The organism is Propioniciclava soli, assembly GCF_014858005.1.
Classification (GTDB): Bacteria; Actinomycetota; Actinomycetes; order Propionibacteriales; family Propionibacteriaceae; genus Propioniciclava; species Propioniciclava soli.
Genome location: NZ_JACYOT010000009.1, coordinates 123,662 through 137,499 on the forward strand (window position 1 = coordinate 123,662; position 13,838 = coordinate 137,499).

General features: G+C 71.6%; 15 protein-coding genes and 1 pseudogene. 11 read left to right on the forward strand and 5 right to left on the reverse strand.

The annotated features are described in order from the left end of the window. The first annotated feature begins 8 nt into the window (after positions 1-8). Both IFY26_RS11460 and IFY26_RS11465 read left to right on the forward strand, forming a co-directional pair. Complete coding sequence (locus tag IFY26_RS11460) at positions 9-1,064, forward strand: methionine ABC transporter ATP-binding protein (protein WP_232549137.1); 1,056 nt, start codon at positions 9-11, stop codon at positions 1,062-1,064. After that, positions 1,061-1,723: a methionine ABC transporter permease gene (locus tag IFY26_RS11465; protein WP_232549138.1), complete on the forward strand. Its 663-nt coding sequence runs from the start codon at positions 1,061-1,063 to the stop codon at positions 1,721-1,723. The genes IFY26_RS11460 and IFY26_RS11465 overlap by 4 nt, the downstream gene beginning before the upstream one ends. Positions 1,724-1,757: 34 nt before the next feature. On the opposite strand, the gene IFY26_RS11470 is transcribed toward IFY26_RS11465, so the two are convergent. The 3 genes from IFY26_RS11470 to IFY26_RS11480 are packed head-to-tail and all read right to left on the reverse strand — an operon-like array spanning position 1,758 to position 2,748. Then, the gene (locus IFY26_RS11470) at positions 1,758-2,066 is read right to left on the reverse strand and encodes a winged helix-turn-helix domain-containing protein (protein WP_232549139.1); all 309 of its coding nucleotides are present in this window, start codon (positions 2,064-2,066) and stop codon (positions 1,758-1,760) included. Continuing rightward, positions 2,063-2,518: a hypothetical protein gene (locus tag IFY26_RS11475; protein WP_232549140.1), complete on the reverse strand. Its 456-nt coding sequence runs from the start codon at positions 2,516-2,518 to the stop codon at positions 2,063-2,065. The genes IFY26_RS11470 and IFY26_RS11475 overlap by 4 nt, the downstream gene beginning before the upstream one ends. Continuing rightward, positions 2,515-2,748, reverse strand: coding sequence for a hypothetical protein (locus IFY26_RS11480; RefSeq protein WP_232549141.1), 234 nt, complete (start codon positions 2,746-2,748; stop codon positions 2,515-2,517). The genes IFY26_RS11475 and IFY26_RS11480 overlap by 4 nt, the downstream gene beginning before the upstream one ends. Positions 2,749-2,901: 153 nt before the next feature. On the opposite strand from IFY26_RS11480, the pseudogene ftsH reads away from it, so the two are divergent. From ftsH to IFY26_RS11515, 7 genes and pseudogenes are all read left to right on the forward strand, one after another. Continuing rightward, positions 2,902-5,040: pseudogene (gene ftsH, locus IFY26_RS11485) on the forward strand (ATP-dependent zinc metalloprotease FtsH); the annotation flags it as partial. A gap of 175 nt (positions 5,041-5,215) precedes the next feature. Then, positions 5,216-5,779, forward strand: coding sequence for a GTP cyclohydrolase I FolE (folE, locus tag IFY26_RS11490; protein WP_332836186.1), 564 nt, complete (start codon positions 5,216-5,218; stop codon positions 5,777-5,779). Positions 5,780-5,801: 22 nt separating this feature from the next. Next, positions 5,802-6,602, forward strand: a complete 801-nt coding sequence (gene folP, locus IFY26_RS11495; protein WP_269779445.1) for a dihydropteroate synthase — start codon at positions 5,802-5,804, stop codon at positions 6,600-6,602. Beyond that, positions 6,595-6,960 (forward strand): dihydroneopterin aldolase, encoded by a 366-nt coding sequence (gene folB, locus IFY26_RS11500; protein ID WP_232549143.1) that lies wholly within the window; start codon positions 6,595-6,597, stop codon positions 6,958-6,960. Before folP ends, folB begins: the two co-directional genes overlap by 8 nt. Continuing rightward, on the forward strand, positions 6,957-7,508 hold the full coding sequence (gene folK / locus IFY26_RS11505; RefSeq protein ID WP_232549144.1) for a 2-amino-4-hydroxy-6-hydroxymethyldihydropteridine diphosphokinase: 552 nt from the start codon (positions 6,957-6,959) through the stop codon (positions 7,506-7,508). The genes folB and folK overlap by 4 nt, the downstream gene beginning before the upstream one ends. Further along, positions 7,505-8,020: a DUF3180 family protein gene (locus IFY26_RS11510; protein ID WP_232549145.1), complete on the forward strand. Its 516-nt coding sequence runs from the start codon at positions 7,505-7,507 to the stop codon at positions 8,018-8,020. The genes folK and IFY26_RS11510 overlap by 4 nt, the downstream gene beginning before the upstream one ends. Before the next feature lie 5 nt (positions 8,021-8,025). After that, the gene (locus IFY26_RS11515; protein WP_232549146.1) at positions 8,026-8,706 is read left to right on the forward strand and encodes a hypothetical protein; all 681 of its coding nucleotides are present in this window, start codon (positions 8,026-8,028) and stop codon (positions 8,704-8,706) included. Positions 8,707-8,721: 15 nt separating this feature from the next. Here the strand turns inward: IFY26_RS11515 and IFY26_RS11520 are convergent, their stop codons facing one another. Then, entirely contained in the window at positions 8,722-9,834 is a 1,113-nt protein-coding gene (locus IFY26_RS11520; RefSeq protein ID WP_232549147.1) for an NADH-quinone oxidoreductase subunit D-related protein, read from the reverse strand. A 210-nt stretch (positions 9,835-10,044) separates the two neighbouring features. Here IFY26_RS11520 and IFY26_RS11525 point away from each other — a divergent pair, with 210 nt between their 5' ends. Together IFY26_RS11525 and IFY26_RS11530 are read left to right on the forward strand one after the other, a co-directional pair. Then, on the forward strand, positions 10,045-10,392 hold the full coding sequence (locus IFY26_RS11525; protein ID WP_232549148.1) for a histone-like nucleoid-structuring protein Lsr2: 348 nt from the start codon (positions 10,045-10,047) through the stop codon (positions 10,390-10,392). A gap of 224 nt (positions 10,393-10,616) precedes the next feature. Beyond that, positions 10,617-13,136: an ATP-dependent Clp protease ATP-binding subunit gene (locus IFY26_RS11530; RefSeq protein WP_232549149.1), complete on the forward strand. Its 2,520-nt coding sequence runs from the start codon at positions 10,617-10,619 to the stop codon at positions 13,134-13,136. A gap of 103 nt (positions 13,137-13,239) precedes the next feature. Here the strand turns inward: IFY26_RS11530 and IFY26_RS11535 are convergent, their stop codons facing one another. Next, positions 13,240-13,749 carry a DUF4190 domain-containing protein gene (locus tag IFY26_RS11535; RefSeq protein WP_232549150.1) on the reverse strand — a complete coding sequence of 170 codons (510 nt, stop codon included), beginning with the start codon at positions 13,747-13,749 and terminating at the stop codon, positions 13,240-13,242. Positions 13,750-13,838: the final 89 nt, after the last annotated feature.

The window sequence follows — 13,838 nt, forward strand, 5'->3', positions numbered from 1 at the left end:
GGCTCCCGATGGCTGAACCCATCATCGCGTTCGACGGCGTGCACAAGGTGTTCGAGGGATCGAACCGGGTGCACGCCGTCGACGACGTCTCGCTCACGATCGACGCCGGGGAGATCTTCGGCGTCATCGGGTTCTCCGGGGCCGGCAAGTCGACCCTCGTGCGTCTCGTGAACGGCCTCGAGCCGGTGACGTCGGGCCGCCTGGTCGTCGACGGCCACGAGGTGTCGGCCATGTCGGAGAAGCAGCTGCGCGCCGTGCGGCCCGACATCGGCATGATCTTCCAGCAGTTCAACCTGTTCGGCTCCAAGACCATCGCGGAGAACGTCGCCTACCCGCTCCGCCTCGCGAAGTGGGACGCCGGACGCCGCGCCGCGCGCGTCGCCGAGCTGCTCGCCTTCGTGGGCCTCACCGACAAGGCGGACGCCCACCCCTCCCAGCTCTCCGGCGGTCAGAAGCAACGCGTCGGCATCGCCCGCGCGCTGGCGACCAGCCCGAAGATCCTGCTCGCCGACGAGTGCACCTCGGCGCTCGACCCCCAGACCACCCGCGAGGTGCTCGACGTCCTGCGCCGCGTCAATGCGGAGCTGGGGGTCACCATCGTGCTCATCACCCACGAGATGGACGTCGTCCGCTACCTGTGCGACCGCGTCCTCATCATGGAGAACGGCCGCGCCGTGGAGCTCGGCGACGTCTACCAGGTGTTCGCCCGCCCCCGCGCGCAGGTGACGCAGCGGTTCGTGGCGGCCACGATGCGCGACAAGCCGAGCGCGGACGCCCTGGGTCGCCTCGCGGCGACCCACCCCGGGCGCCTCGTCACCGTGCCGATCGTGGACGACGCCCACACCGACGCCGAGCGCAGCTCGGTCTTCGCCCGCCACGGCCTCGAGGCGCGTGTGATCTACGGCGGCATCATCGAGATCTCCGAGCGCCCGTACGGGTCGCTCACCTACGCCGTGACGGGCGCGGACACCGCCGTGGACGCCGCGCTGGCCGACCTCGCCGGTTCCGGCGGCTACACCGAGCACGACCGGGCCACGCTCCCGAACTCGGAGGGTCACCGATGAAGTTCGACTTCGCCGCGAACGGCGGCATCTTCCTCGAGGCGATCGGCACGACGCTCTACATCGTCGCCGTCGCGCTGGGCGTGGGCGGACTCGTCGGGCTCGGCCTCGGCGTGCTGCTCTTCGTGACGCGTCCGGGCGGCCTCCGGCCGAACGCGATCCTGTTCAACCTGTTGAACCTGCTCATCAACTTCTTCCGGCCCATCCCGTTCATCATCTTCATCGCAGCGATGGGGCCGCTGACGCTGGCCGTGGTGGGTTCGAGCATCGGCACCAACGCGTTCATCTTCCCCGCCGCGCTGATGGTGAGCTTCGCCTCGGCCCGTCTGGTGGAGCAGTCGCTGGTGTCGCTCGACCCGGGCGTCGTCGAGGCGGCCCGCTCCATGGGGGCGTCCACCTGGACGATCATCCGCACCGTCGCGATCCCCGAGGCGCTGGCGCCGCTGATCCTGGCCTACACGTTCCTCTTCGTCGCCGTGGTCGACATGTCGGCCCTGGCGGGCATCGTGGCCGGCGGCGGGCTGGGCGCGTTCGCGCTCAGCTACGGCTACCAGCGCTTCGACTGGGCGGTGACCTGGCTCACGGTGGCCGTCATCGTCGTGCTGGTGCAGTCGGTGCAGTATCTCGGCAACTGGTTGGCCCGCAAGGCGCTGCGGCGCTGAACTCTGCCCGCGCCCGCCGGGGGCGCGGGCGCGGTCAGGAGCCGGCGATCTCCCGCAGGGCGGCGAGATGGGCGTCCCAGGTGCGGCGTCCCTGCGCGGTGAGGGAGAACCACGTCCGGGGCCGCTTGCCGACGTAGCCCTTGCGGATGCGAACGATCCCGGCCTCCTCCAGCGCGGACGCCTGCCGGCTGAGCACGGAGTCGCTCACCTGCAGGTGGTCGCGAACGGCCGCGAACTCGATCTCATCGGTGGCGGCCAGGGCGGCGACCAGGGAGAAGCGGACCGGGTGGGTCAGCTGGTCGGCGAGGTGGTGGCGCGGGTGGGCTGCTGAATCGGAGGTCACTGCCGTGCCTCCCGCCAGGCGCCGGCGACCGTCACGATGGTGAGGGCCGCGATGGCGGCCAGGGTGAACCAGAGCTCGCCCTTCCACCACACGGTGGAGCCGATGATCGCCACCGCCCAGGTGATGCCCCAGGCCGTCATGGCGGTGCGCCACCGCTTTCCGAACCCCGCCTTCGTCGAGCGGGAGAAGACAGCCATCATGCCCATCAGGATCGCGAGCCACCCGGCCATGGTGACCATCGGCAACCAGATGAGGCGCTCGTCGGCCCGGGTGAGCAGGTAGACCGCGACGATGAACATGGACGACACCCCACCCAGCCCGAGCAGGCAGGCGATCTGCGGCCAGCCGGCCCCGGAACGTGCGGCGCTGCCCACGTGGGCGGCGCGGTCGAGCAGGTCACGGGCGCGCTGGGCGTCGAGCTCGCCCGCCCTGGCATCTCCGTCGGCGCTCATCGGGCGTCACGCCCACGGTGCTGCGACGCCACGGCCGCGGCCCAGCCGGCGCCCAGGGCGCTGGCGGTGCTCGACGCGATGACCATGAGTTGTGCCGAGCCCTGGACGGCGCCCACGACGAACAGCACGACGAGGACGGCGATGCCGAGGCCGAAGCCAAGGCCGGCCAGTCGCAGATTGCCCTGCTGGCGGGGGAGGGTGGTGCTGGTGGTGGCGGCGGTGGTGTTCATGGGAGGTCTCCTTCTGGATCGAACCGATGTCAGAACCCTAGCAACAACTTTCCAAAGCTGCAAGCACTTCCGAAGAGAATCTCGCGGCGGTCGTGTTGGGGGTGTGCAGTACGCTCAACCGCGCAACCCGACCGCCCACCGACAGGGAGTGGCATGAAAGCTCCTCGGCTGCTGCGCAGCCCGATCCTGTGGATCCTCGGCATCTTCCTGGTGCTCATGCTGGGCATGAACCTGCTGAACACGTCCAGCCGCTACTCGCTGACGCCGACGTCGGAGGTGATGAGCGTGCTGCGCAGCGACGAACCGCTGCGCGAGGTGGTGCTCGTGGACGGCGACCAGGAGATCCGCGTCGAGACGACGGACGGGGACCGCCTCCGCACCAACTGGGTGGGCGACCAGAGCCAGGACGTCATCGAGCTCCTCCAGCAGCGTCAGGCGGCCGGAACACTCGAGACCTGGACGGGGGAGAACCCCGATCGCAGCATCTGGTCGTTCATCTTCCTCGGGATCGTGCCGTTCCTGCTGATCGCGGGCCTGTTCATCTACATGATGAACAGCGCCCAGGGCGGCGGACGCGGCGTGCTCGGCTTCGGCAAGAGCCGCGCGAAGGTGGCCAGCAAGGACACCCCGAAGACGCTCTTCGCGGACGTGGCCGGCTGCGAGGAGGCCATTGAGGAGCTCGGCGAGATCCGGGAGTTCCTCTCCGAGCCGGCCAAGTTCACCGCGGTGGGGGCGAAGATCCCCAAGGGCGTGCTGCTGTACGGCCCGCCCGGAACGGGCAAGACGCTGCTCGCCCGCGCGGTGGCCGGTGAGGCCGGCGTCCCCTTCTTCTCGATCTCGGGTTCGGACTTCGTGGAGATGTTCGTCGGTGTCGGCGCGAGCCGCGTCCGCGACCTGTTCGAGCAGGCCAAGGAGGCCGCGCCGGCCATCGTGTTCATCGACGAGATCGACGCCGTCGGACGCCACCGCGGCGCGGGCATGGGCGGCGGCCACGACGAACGGGAGCAGACCCTCAACCAGCTCCTGGTCGAGATGGACGGCTTCGACGTCCGGGGCGGCGTCGTGCTGATCGCCGCCACCAACCGCCCCGACGTCCTCGACCCGGCCCTGCTGCGGCCCGGCCGGTTCGACCGGCAGATCCCGGTCGAGGCACCCGACATGAAGGGCCGGCTGCAGATCCTGCGCGTCCACGCCGCCAACAAGCCGATCGGCCCCGAGGTGGATCTCGCGTCCGTGGCGAAGCGGACGCCGGGGTTCACCGGTGCCGACCTGGCCAACGTGCTCAACGAGGCCGCCCTGCTGACCGCCCGGCAGAACCGGCAGTGGGTCACCAAGGAGAACCTCGACGAGGCGATCGACCGCGTCATCGCGGGCCCGCAGAAGCGCACCCGGGTGATGAACGAGCGCGAGCTGCTGATCACCGCCTACCACGAGGGCGGCCACGCGCTGGTCGCCGCCGCGATGCCGGGCAACGACCCCGTCCAGAAGGTGACGATCCTCCCGCGCGGCCGAGCGCTGGGCTACACGATGGTGATGCCGGACGCCGACAAGTACTCCCAGACCCGCGGGGAGCTGCTCGACCAGCTGGCCTACATGCTGGGTGGCCGGGCCGCGGAGGAACTCGTGTTCCACGACCCCACCACCGGTGCGTCCAACGACATCGAGAAGGCCACCAAGGTCGCTCGCGCCATGGTCATGGAGTACGGCATGACCGAGAGCCTCGGCGCGGTCAAGTTCGGGTCGGGTGACCACGAGCCGTTCCTCGGACGCGACATGGGCAGCACGAGCGCGAACTACTCCGACGAGGTCGCCGCGTCGATCGACCAGGAGGTGGCCGGTCTCATCCAGACGGCCCACCAGGAGGCCTTCGACGTGCTCGACGAGAACCGCGAGGTGCTCGACGAGCTGGTGCGCCAGCTCTTCGAGAAGGAGACCCTCGACAAGGACGAGGTCGCCGCCATCTTCGCGCCGTTGAAGCGGCACCCGAAGCGCCCGGCGTGGACCGGCTCGCCGACGCGCGTGCCGAGCGACGTGCCCCCGGTCGACCCGCCCCCGCGCCCGACTCCGCCGGTCAGCCCGGTTCCGCCGCCGCAGGCGGTCGGCCCCGGTGCGTGGCCGCAGCCCGTGCCGCCGTCCGGGGCGTGGCCGCAGGGCCCCTACCCGGGGCAGCAGGGCCCCGGCCCGCAGGGCCCGTACCCCGGCCCCCAGGGCCCCTATCCCGGCCCGCAGGGCCCCTACCCCCCGCAGGGTCAGCCCCAGCCGGGTTCCGGCCCGTGGGGCGCGCCGCCCCACGCCGGGCAGCCCGGCTCGACGCCGCAGCCGACCCCGCCGGGTCCGCCGCCCGGCACCTGGGGTGGCCCCGGCTCGGGGGAGGCCCCGCAGCCGCCGTCGTCCGACCAGGGGTTCGGCCGGCCGTCCGGGCCCGGCCCCCAGCCCCCGGCGACGGGCCCGGGCAAGGATCTCTGAGGTGGCGGTCGACACCGGCCGCGTCGAGGCCGCCGTCCGCGAGATCCTGCTGGCGATCGGGGAGGATCCTGATCGCGACGGCCTGCGCGAGACGCCCGCCCGGGTGGGTCGGGCCTATGCCGAGATGTTCGCGGGCGTGGGGGCGGACCCCGCCGAGCTGCTCGGCGCCACCTTCGACCTTGAGCACCAGGAGATGGTGCTGGTGAAGGACATCGAGGTGTGGAGCACGTGCGAGCACCACCTGCTGCCGTTCCACGGCGTCGCGCACGTCGCCTACATCCCGAGCCCGCACGGCCAGATCACGGGGCTGAGCAAGCTGGCCCGCCTCGTGGACCTGTTCGCGCGGCGTCCGCAGGTGCAGGAGCGCCTCACCTCGCAGGTGGCCGACGCCCTCGTCGACCACCTCCACCCCCAGGGGGTCATGGTGGTGTTCGAGTGCGAGCACCAGTGCATGACCATGCGGGGCGTGCGCAAGCCGGGGTCGAAGACGATCACGTCGGCCGTCCGGGGCGTCATGAACCACGCCGCGACGCGGGCCGAGGCCATGGGCCTCATCATCGGGTGACCCCGTGACCCGCCCGCATGTCATGGGGATCGTCAACGTCACCCCCGACTCGTTCTCCGACGGCGGTCTCTGGGCCACCCCGGACGCCGCCGTCGCCCGTGCGCACGCCCTGGTCGCCGACGGGGCCGACGTCATCGACGTCGGCGGCGAGTCCACGCGGCCGGGCGCGCCCCGCGTCGAGGCCGACACCGAGCTGGCCCGGGTGCTGCCGGTCGTCGCCGCGCTGGCGGCCGCCGGCGTCACGGTGTCGGTGGACACCACGCGGGCCACGGTCGCCGCCGAGGCGCTGGCCTCCGGGGCATCGGTCATCAACGACGTCTCCGGCGGCCTGGCAGACCCGGCGATGCTGGCCACCGTCGCCGAGGCCGGTGCGACCTACATCGCGATGCACTGGCGGGGGCCGTCGAGCACCATGGCCGCCCAGGCGTCCTACCCGCGCGGCGTGGCCGACATCGTCGACGAGCTGGCCGCCCGGCGCGACGCCTGCCTCGCCGCCGGGATCGCGCCCGAGCGCCTGGTGCTGGACCCCGGCATCGGCTTCAGCAAGACCGCCGAGCACAACTGGGCGGTGCTGCGGGAGTGGGGTCGGTTCGAGGCGTTGGGGCACCCCCTGCTGCTCGCCGTCTCCCGCAAGCGCTTCCTGGGCGCCCTGCTCGGTGGGCCGGACGCGCCGCGTCCCCCCGAGGGGCGTGACGCCGCCACCGCCGCGCTCAGCGCCCTCTTTGCCCACCGCGGCCTGTGGGGGGTGCGCGTCCACGCCGTCCGCGCCACGGCGGACGCCCTCGCCGCCGCCCGGGCACTCGCGGGTGACGGCCATGGCTGAGCCGGTCACCATCACCCTCACCGGCGTCACCGCGACGGGTCACCACGGGGTGTTCGCCCACGAGCGCCGCGACGGCCAGGTGTTCGTCGTGGACGCCGTGCTGCAGGTGGAGCGTCCCCGGCTGGCCGACGAGCTGGCCACCACCGTCGACTACGGCGCCCTCGCCGCCGCGATCGTGGCGCGCATCGAGCGTGACCCGGTGGACCTGATCGAAACCCTCGCTGTCGAGATCGCCGACGCGTTGGCCGCGACCCCGCTCGTCGTCGCTGCCAGCGTCACCGTCCACAAACCGCAGGCGCCGATCGCCGTTCCGTTCGGGGATGTGGCCGTCACCGTCACCCGCCGGAGCGCCCCGTGAGCACATCACCCCCCGCCGTGTCCGACACCCTGTCCACGCTCCGGCCGCTGCGCCGGGTGGTGTACTCCCTGGGCGGCAACGTCGGCGACGTGGCCGAGACCCTGCAGGCCGCCGTGACCCTCCTGGCCCAGACCGGGGAGTTCATCGTCACCGGCGTCTCGGCGGTGTACCGGACGGCGCCCTGGGGCCGCACCGACCAGCCCGACTTCCTCAACATCGCGTTGCTCGCGGAGTCGACCCTGCCCAGCGCGGTGCTGCTGCAGCGCGGCCTCGCGATCGAGGATGCGCTGGGCCGGGAACGGACTGTCCGCTGGGGCCCGCGCACGATCGACATCGACCTGATCCGCGTCGGCGCCCGGATGCGCAACGATCCGCACCTCGTGCTCCCGCACCCCCGCGCCCACGAGCGCGCGTTCGTACTGGTGCCGTGGTTGGACGCCGACCCGGCGGCCGAGCTGCCCGGTCACGGCTTCGTCGCCGATCTGGTGGCAGGGTTGGACACGTCGGGCGTCCACCGCGTCGCCGACGTGCGGATCGATCTGCCGTGAGTCGGCCGACCGTCGCTCCGACCTCCCCCACGCAGGTGGTGACGGCCGCGGTGGCCGGCTTCGCGGTGGCCTGGGTGACGCTCACGACCATCCAGGGCCTGGGCCGGACGCTGCCGCTCCTGGGGGCCCCGGCGTGGGGGTCCGTGGTGCTGATCACCGCCGGGATCGTCTGGCTCGTGGTGCGCACCCGACGCGAGCTGCGGCGGCGGCGCGACACGCTCGAGGCGTCGGTGGCGCTGAACCGGTTGGTGCTGGGCAAGACGTCGATCCTCGCCGGGGCCGGGCTCGGAGCCGCTTATCTGGCGCTGGTGGTGCTCGTGTGGCCGGCGCTGCCTGCGCCCCTGGCCGTCGAGCGCCTGGTGCACGGCGGCGCGGCCGTCGCCGCGTGCCTGGCGTGGGCCGTGGCGGGTGTGGCGCTCGAGCGTTCGCTGCGCATCGATGACGGTCGCGATGAAACCGCCAACACCCCCGGTACCGGTGGGCCCGGTGACGGGGTGTCGCCGCTATCCTGACGGGCGTGACTGCCTCCCGCGCCGCCCTGACCCACCGCCGCCGCCGTGCCTTCCTGGTGACCCTCGTGCTGGGCACGGTGGTCTCCGTGGCCCTCCTGGCGGCCGCTTCGTGGGTGCCGCTGCTGGCCGTCGCCGCGGTGGTCGTCGCCCTGGCCGCCGGCTGGCTGGCCACCGCCCTCGTGCGCGCGGAGGTCCGTGACGAGCGGGAGCGTGCCGCGGCCGAGGCGTCCCGCGAACGGGCGGACCACCGCGCCACGGTGCAGCGGCTGCACGCCGGTCAGCGCGAGGTGCTCGCCGTGGTGGACGCCCGCAACCGCACCCTGGCGGGCGATCTGAGCAACGCGCGGGGTGAGGTCACGCAGACGCGCGGTGAGCTGACGCGGGCCCACGAGGTGCTCGCCGGGACGCGCGACGAGCTCAGCGGAGCCCGGGCGGAACTGTCGGACGCCCGCAACGAGATTGGCCGCCTGGAGGACGAGAACACGACGCTCCGCCACGAGAACGGCGAGCTGCGCGAGCGCCTGACCCGCGCCCAGGTGGAGGACGAGTTCGCCGAGGTGCTGGCGCTGCCGCGTCGGCGGGCGTCCGGTGACCCGGCCGGGCTGGGCGACCTGGGCGACCTGGGCGACATCGCCCGGTTGGCCACTCCCTTCGTCGAGGAGCTGCGCCGCAGGCACGCCAACTGAGCACCGCGGCGCCGCTCACTTGTCGAGGTCGCCGGCGACCCACGGCAGCGACGCCAGTGCGACCGGCAGCTCGGCGACCCGCGTCCCCGGCACCACCTGGGGCCACGCGCTGACGTTGGCGAAGGAGGGCGTCCGCAGCCGCAGCCGCCACGGCGTCTTCTCCCCGCGGCTGGTGACCTCGACGCCAGCGCGGCCCAGGGGCGCCTCGACCGTGGCCTTGAAGTCGCCCTCGGGCAGCTTGAGCACCTTCGGGAGGTGAGCGGTGAGCGGGCCGTCCGTCAGACCTGCCAGGAGCCGTTCGAGCGCGGCGGCCGACTCCGCCACCTCGGCGCACAGCCAGGCGAAGCGCGCCGCGGCGTCACCGTCGGTCGGAGCCGTCGGCGGCGCACCCAGGGCGTCGGTCCACGGCCCCTCGGGACGCGAGCGCCGTAGGTCGGTCGCGACGCCGCTGGCCCGGGCGACGGGGCCGGCGAGGCCGTGGGCGTCGACGGCCGCCCGGTCGACGACGGCGACGCCCGCCCCGAGGCTGCCCGCGGCCTCACGCAGGCGCCCGGCGAGGGCTGCTGCCGACGCCGCGGTGGCGCGTTCGGCGCGAGCCCACGCCGCGTCCGGGGCGCAGGCCACCCCGCCGATCCGCACCGCCATGGGGTGGACGCGGTTTCCGGTCAGCTCCCCCGTGCGGCGGCGCAGCTCCTCGCGCACCGGGTCGGTGGCCAGGTCGGGGTCACCCAGCCGCCAGCCGACGAAGCTGAGGTGGCCGAGATGGCTGAGGATGCGGAAGTGCTCGGCCAGCAGCGCGCGCACCCAGACGGCGCGTGCGGGAACCTGAATGCCCAGGCCGTCCTCGACGAGGCGGGCGAGGGCGAGTTCGCCGAAGAAGGGCGCCTGCCAGTCGTGCCGATTCGCAAGGCTCAGCGCCTGACGGAAGTCACGCGCGGTGAAAATCATTTCGGCGCCGCGATGCAGCGCCCCGGGTTGGGCATCGATCTCGACCACCGTGGCGTCCCGCTCGGTGAATGTTCCGCGCAACAGGCCCGCGGTGGCCGGGTGGGTCGGGCCGAGATCGATGATTTGGTGGTCGGGATCGTCCAGCCCACCGATACAGAACCGTCTCGAGTGCTCCGTCACCCGCATGATGTTAGTGCGTGGAAGATGTCCGCGGTGCCGAGCTTCCCTCCCGGTCCGGTTGACATTTGTTGGTGTGTGGTCACCCGGTCGAGACAAAGGCGCCGTCATGTTGAACTGCGCAGCGAGAAGCGGTACAACTTGAGTGTCAGTGCCCACCGTCGGCCCGGATCCCCGGGTAATCCGGCAGGCGACATTCCTGAAAGGACACCCATGGCTCAGCGCGTGCACATTTCCCTGACCGACGATCTCCTCGGCGACGACACCGTCGCCGACGAGACCCTGACGTTCGGTCTCGACAACACCACCTACGAGATCGACCTCTCCAGCGAGAACGCGTCGCAGCTGCGCGACGCCCTGGCCCCCTACATTGCGGCCGCCCGCAAGTCGGGGTCGGCGCGCAAGGCCGCCTCCGGCGGTGGCCGTCGTTCCGGACGCTCCGGCGGGAGCGCGTCGGCCAACGACATCCGCGTCTGGGCGCGCTCGCAGGGCATGGAGGTCTCCGATCGTGGCCGTGTGCGTGACGACGTGCGCCAGGCCTACGAGGCCGCCCACAACTGATTTGCCACCGCGACCGCACGCGACGAAAGGCCCCGGCTCTGCGCCGGGGCCTTTCGTCTGCCCGCGGCACCGGACGCCGGAGCTGCTGGCCCGGGTGCGGTGCATTGCGCCGGGGGCGAACAGGGAACACCGGGCGGGTGGTGCGGCGTTGTCTAGACTGAAGACGTCCCCGGACTCCGTCGGGGGCACCCCGACCTTGGTGGGTCGGAGGAGAAGGAGAGCTCATGTTCGACCGGTTCACCGACCGCGCGCGGCGCGTCATCGTCCTGGCCCAGGACGAGGCCCGCATGCTGAACCACAACTACATCGGCACCGAGCACCTGCTGCTGGGCCTCATCCACGAGGGTGAGGGCGTGGCCGCGAAGGCGCTCGAGTCGCTCGGCATTTCGCTGGAGGCCGTCCGCGCCCAGGTGGAGGAGATCATCGGGCACGGCGAACAGGCGCCCATGGGTCACATCCCGTTCACGCCGCGGGCCAAGAAGGTGCTGGAGCTGAGCATGCGCGAGGCGCTGCAGCTCAACCACCCCTACATCGGCACCGAGCACATTCTGTTGGGCCTGATCCGCGAGGGCGAGGGCGTCGCCGCCCAGGTGCTCATCAAGCTGGGCGCGGACCTCAACCGCGTGCGCAACCAGGTGCTGCAGCTGCTCAGCGGCTTCCAGGGCAACGCCGGGGGCGAGAAGCCCTCCACCGCGGGCGCGCCGGAGGCGCCGCCGCAGCAGGGCAACCAGACGATTCTCGACCAGTTCGGCCGCAACCTGACCCAGGCTGCGCGCGAGAACAAGCTGGATCCCGTCATCGGCCGCGAGACGGAGATCGAGCGCGTCATGACCGTGTTGTCCCGCCGCACCAAGAACAACCCCGTGCTGATCGGCGAGCCCGGCGTCGGCAAGTCGGCCTGCGTCGAGGGGTTGGCGCAGCAGATCGTGCGCGGTGACGTGCCCGAGACGCTGCGCAACAAGCAGATCTACACCCTCGACCTCGGCGCGCTGGTCGCCGGGTCGCGGTACCGCGGCGACTTCGAGGAGCGCCTGAAGAAGGTGCTGAAGGAGATCAAGACCCGCGGCGACATCGTGCTGTTCATCGACGAGATCCACACGCTCGTCGGCGCCGGTGCCGCCGAGGGTGCCATCGACGCCGCGTCCATCCTGAAGCCCATGCTGGCCCGGGGTGAGCTGCAGACGATCGGTGCCACGACGCTGGATGAGTACCGCAAGCACATCGAGAAGGACGCCGCGCTCGAGCGCCGCTTCCAGCCCATCCAGGTGGCCGAGCCGTCCATCGCGCTCACCATCGAGATTCTCCGGGGATTGCGTGACCGGTACGAGGCGCACCACCGGATCACGATCACCGACGGCGCGCTGACGGCCGCCGCCCAGATGGCCGACCGGTACATCTCGGATCGCTTCCTGCCCGACAAGGCGATCGACCTGATCGACGAGGCCGGCGCCCGGCTGCGCATCAAGCGCATGACCGCGCCGCCGGATCTGCGCGAGCTGGACACGAAGATCGCGGAGGTGCGTTCGGCCAAGGAGGCGGCGATCGACGGGCAGGACTTCGAGCGGGCCGCGAGCCTGCGCGACGACGAGAAGAAGCTGCTCGGCGAGCGCCAGGCCAAGGAGGAGCAGTGGAAGAACGGTGACTCCGGTGTGCCCGCGGAGGTCGGTGAGGAGGAGATCGCCGCGGTGCTCTCCAGCGCCACCGGCATCCCGGTCTTCAAGCTCACCGAGGAGGAGTCGAGCCGCCTGCTGAACATGGAGGCGGAGATCGGCAAGCGCTACATCGGGCAGGACGACGCGGTGAAGGCGCTGTCGCGTTCCATCCGCCGGACGCGGGCGGGTCTGAAGGACCCGCGTCGTCCGTCGGGCTCGTTCATCTTCGCCGGCCCCTCGGGTGTCGGCAAGACCGAGTTGACGAAGGCGCTGACCGAATTCCTGTTCGGTGACGAGGACGCGCTCATCACCCTCGACATGAGCGAGTACTCCGAGAAGCACACCGCTTCGCGGATGTTCGGCTCGCCCCCCGGTTACGTGGGGTACGAGGAGGGTGGCCAGCTGACCGAGAAGGTGCGGCGCAAGCCGTTCAGCGTGGTGCTGTTCGACGAGATCGAAAAGGCGCACCCCGACATCTTCAACTCGCTGCTGCAGATCCTCGACGAGGGGCGTCTCACGGATGCCCAGGGTCGCGTGGTCGATTTCAAGAACACGGTCATCGTCATGACCACCAACCTCGGCACGCGCGACATTTCGAAGTCGGTCAACCTGGGCTTCAGTCGCAGCGACGACCCGGTCGGCGGCTATGAGCAGATGAAGGCCAAGGTGTCGGACGAGCTGAAGCAGCACTTCCGCCCCGAGTTCCTGAACCGCGTCGACGAAATCGTCGTCTTCCACCAGCTGACCCAGACCGACATCGAGCGCATCGTGGATCTCATGGTCGCCGAGATCGAGGGTCGTCTGAAGGATCGCGACATGGGCATCGTGCTGACCGATGCGGCCAAGTCGCTGATCGCGAAGCGCGGGTTCGACCCCGTTCTGGGTGCCCGGCCGCTGCGTCGCGCGATCCAGCGCGACATCGAGGACATCCTGGCCGAGAAGATCCTGTTCGGGGATCTGCACCCCGGCGAGATCGTGGTGGTCGACGTGGCCGAGGAGGGCGCGGAGCTGCCGTTCACCTTCGCTGGTGAGCCGCGCGGCGAACTGCCCGATCACGCCCCGGCCGAGTTGGCCGGCCCGAACGAGGGCTGAGGGCGCGGAAGCGCTGGACGTCCGGGCATGACGAGGCCCCCGGCACCTGTGGGTGCCGGGGGCCTCGTCGTGGTCGGGGGACGCGGTGGGGCGCCCGCGAGAATCAGCCGTTGGCGGCGAGCAACCCGAACGACACGATCATGAGCACCAGGAACAGCGCCATGACGGCGAGGTAGATCGAGGAGATGATGCCCAGCACCCACCCCACGGTGAGGCTGGTGCTCGGAGCGAACTGCCCGGCGGCGACCTCGCGGCGGGCCTTGTTGCCCATGACCCACGCGAACGGGCCGGTGACCGCCACGAACAAGCCGACGATGCCGAGAATCAAGATGGTGGTGGCCTGCGGGTGCTCGGGCTGTGCGTAACCGCCGGCGTAGCCCTGCGGGTAACCCTGACCGTAGGCCGGGGCGGGCTGGTAGCCCTGCTGCTGCTGCCAGGCCGCGGGCGCCTCGGGCTGCTGCCAGGCGCTGGAACCCTGCTGTTCCTCGGACGGCTGATCCGGCTCGGCGTAGAGCTGCTCGTCGTGGCGATCGCTGTAGGGGTTGGTCTCCGCGGGGCGGAAGGTCGGCGAGACGTGCTCGTCGGCAGGACGGTCCTGCGGTTCGTTGCTCATGGTGGTGCAGACCCTTCAGTCGGAAGGCGCCCCCGGGGGCGGGGACGCTCGGCGTGGACGCCCCCAGCCTAACGGCCCGCGTGCCGGGG